Source organism: Arenimonas sp., assembly GCF_019459675.1.
Taxonomy (GTDB): domain Bacteria; phylum Pseudomonadota; class Gammaproteobacteria; order Xanthomonadales; family Xanthomonadaceae; genus Arenimonas.
The window spans coordinates 1-3,077 of sequence record NZ_JAIBFH010000451.1 but is presented as its reverse complement, the minus strand read 5'-3'; the positions used below and the strand labels follow the sequence as shown (position 1 = coordinate 3,077).

At 66.7% G+C, this 3,077-nt stretch carries 2 protein-coding genes; one reads left to right on the top strand and one right to left on the bottom strand.

Annotation, left to right across the window (positions count from 1 at the left end; translation table 11 throughout):
* Positions 1 to 1,478 (top strand): TonB-dependent receptor (locus K0M70_RS14940; RefSeq protein ID WP_290783289.1); only part of this gene is annotated, 1,478 nt, incomplete at its 5' end.
* A gap of 76 nt (positions 1,479 to 1,554) precedes the next feature.
* On the opposite strand, the gene K0M70_RS14935 is transcribed toward K0M70_RS14940, so the two are convergent.
* Positions 1,555 to 3,077, bottom strand: a 1,523-nt coding sequence (locus K0M70_RS14935; protein WP_290783287.1) for an AAA family ATPase, incomplete at its 5' end; no start/stop codon positions are given.

Genomic DNA, 3,077 nt, shown 5'->3' with positions numbered 1-3,077 from the left:
CCATCTATCCCAACGGCTTCCTGCCGCAGATCAACAACGTCTCCACCGACAAGCACCTGGGCTTCGGCACCCGCGGCACCACCAGCAACGGCACCAGCGTGGACATCAGCTACACCTACGGCACGAACGAGCTGACCTTCGACATCCTCAACACGCTCAACCGCAGCCTGGGGCCGACCTCGCCCACCGAGTTCTATGCCGGTGCGCTGAGCGTCGAGCAGGACGTGTTCAACGTGGACCTGAGCAACCAGCTCGACTGGGGCATGGCCTACCCGGTCACGCTGTCGTACGGCCTGGAATGGCGCCAGGACAGCTTCACCCAGGGCGAGGGCGAGCCGCTGTCGTATGCGCTCGGCGCGTTCGCCCCCATCCCCGGCTCGCAGGTGTTCCCGGGCTTCAAGCCCAGCGACGGCGGCAGCTTCGACCGCCAGAACGTCTCGGTGTACGCGGGCCTGGAAGGCGACGTCACCGAGCAGCTTTCCCTCGGCCTGGCCGCACGCTACGAGGACTACAGCGACTTCGGCACCACGTCGAACTGGAAGCTTTCTTCCCGCTATGAGTTCAGCGACGCGGTGGCGCTGCGCGCCACGGTGTCCACCGGCTTCCGCGCGCCGTCGCTGCAGCAGCAGTTCTTCCAGTCCACCGCCACCAACTTCATCGGCGGCGTGCCGTTTGACATCGTGACCTTCCGCGTCAACAACCCGGCGGCCATCGCGCTGGGCGCCGAGCCGCTGCGTGCCGAGGAGTCCACCAACCTCAGCATCGGCCTGGTGCTGCAGCCGGTCGAAGGGCTGTACGTGACGGTGGACGCGTACCAGATCGAGGTGGACGACCGCGTCACCCTGTCCGAGAACCTCACCAGCACGGCGGTGCGCAACTTCCTCAACGCCAACGGTTTCCCGGGCGTCGGCGGCGGCCGCTACTTCACCAACGCCATCGACACCACCACCCGCGGCGTGGACATCGTCGGCACCTATGCCTGGCAGCTCGAAGCCAGCACGATCGACCTGACGCTGGGCTACAACTACAACAAGACCGAAATCGACCGCGTTGCGACCAACCCGCCTGCGCTCGCTGCGATTGACCCGACCGCGCTGCGCTTCGGCCGCGTCGAGCTGGGCCGCTTCGAAGTAGGCGCCCCGCGCGACAAGCTGCTGGCCGCAGGCCTGTGGAAGGTGGGATCGTTCGAGTTCTCGGCCGCCGCCACCCGCTACGGCGACGTCACGGTCCTGTTTGGCAACAATCCGGCCGATACCTCGCGCGACCAGACGTACGGCTCGGAGTGGACGCTGGACCTGTCGGCCACCTACGTGCTGGACCAGTGGCGCTTCACGCTGGGCGGCGACAACGTGCTCGACAGCTATCCGGACGAAGTGCTGTTCGCCAACAGCACCTTTGGCCAGCTGCCCTACAGCGGCAGCGCGCCGTTCGGCTTCAACGGCGCCTTCCTGTACGCCAACGTCGGCTACAGCTGGTAAGCACCACGCCAGCGCCGTAAACCAGGCAGGCCCGGGAAACCGGGCCTGCTTTTTTTGGACCCGTGCGCCGCCGCGCTCAGCCCTTGGTGAAGGCCAGGGCGCCGCCTTCGGCGGTGACCTTCACGGTATCGCCGGCACCGAAGCCGCCCGACAGGATCAGCGTGGCCAGGGGGTTCTCCAGCTGCTGCTGGATGGCGCGCTTGAGCGGCCGCGCGCCGTAAACCGGGTCGAAGCCGATGTCGCCCAGCAGGGTCAGCGCGCTGTCGTCGATGTCGAGCTTGATCTGGCGCTCGGCCAGGCGCTTGCCCAGATAGCTGGTCTGGATGGCGGCGATGCTGCGGATCTGCGCCTTGCCCAGCGGGTGGAACACCACGATCTCGTCCAGCCGGTTGATGAACTCCGGGCGGAAGTGCGACTGCACCACGCCCATCACCGCGGCCTTGATCTGGGTGTAGCTCTCGGCGCTGTCGTCGGTGCTCAGCTCCTGGATGTGCTGCGAGCCCAAGTTGGAGGTCATCACGATGACGGTGTTGCGGAAGTCCACCGTGCGGCCCTGGCCGTCGGTGAGGCGCCCGTCGTCGAGCACCTGCAGCAGGATGTTGAACACGTCCGGGTGCGCCTTTTCCACTTCGTCCAGCAGCAGCACCGAATACGGGCGCCGGCGCACGGCCTCGGTGAGGTAACCGCCCTCTTCATAGCCGACGTAGCCTGGGGGCGCGCCTATCAGGCGGGCCACGGAGTGCTTCTCCATGAACTCGCTCATGTCGATGCGCACCATGGCGTCCTCGGTGTCGAACAGGAAGCCGGCCAGCGCCTTGCACAGCTCGGTCTTGCCCACGCCGGTGGGGCCCAGGAACAGGAACGAACCGTTCGGGCGGTCGGGGTCGGACAGGCCGGCGCGCGAGCGCCGGATGGCGTCGGACACGGCCTTCACCGCCTCGTGCTGGCCGATGACGCGGGTGTGCAGCGCGTCCTCCATCTTGAGCAGCTTCTCGCGCTCGCCCTCCAGCATCTTGCTGACCGGGATGCCGGTCCAGCGCGCCACCACTTCGGCGATTTCCTCGGCGGTCACCTTGTCCTGCAGCAGCGTGAAGCCTTTGGACTCGACTTCAGACGCGGCGTGGATCTGCTTTTCGAGCTCGGGGATGCGGCCGTACTGGATCTCGCTGGCCTTGGCGAAGTCCTGGTGCCGATGCGCCGCGTCCAGCTCCTGGCGGGCCTGCTCGAGCTGTTCCTTGAGCTTGGTGGCGCCGGTGAGCGTGGCCTTCTCGGCTTTCCAGATTTCCTCCAGGTCGTTGAAGTCACGCTCCAGCACGACAATCTCCGCCTCCAGGTCGGCCAGGCGCTGCCTGGACTCGCTGTCCTTTTCCTTCTTCAGCGCCTCGCGCTGGATCTTGAGCTGGATCAGGCGGCGCTCCTTGCGGTCCATTTCCTCGGGCTTGGAGTCGATTTCCATGCGGATGCGCGACGCCGCCTCGTCCATCAGATCGATGGCCTTGTCGGGCAGCTGGCGGTCGGCGAGGTAGCGATGGCTGAGCGTGGCCGCAGCGACGATCGCCGGGTCGGTGATCTCCACGCCGTGGTGCACGGCGTAGCGCT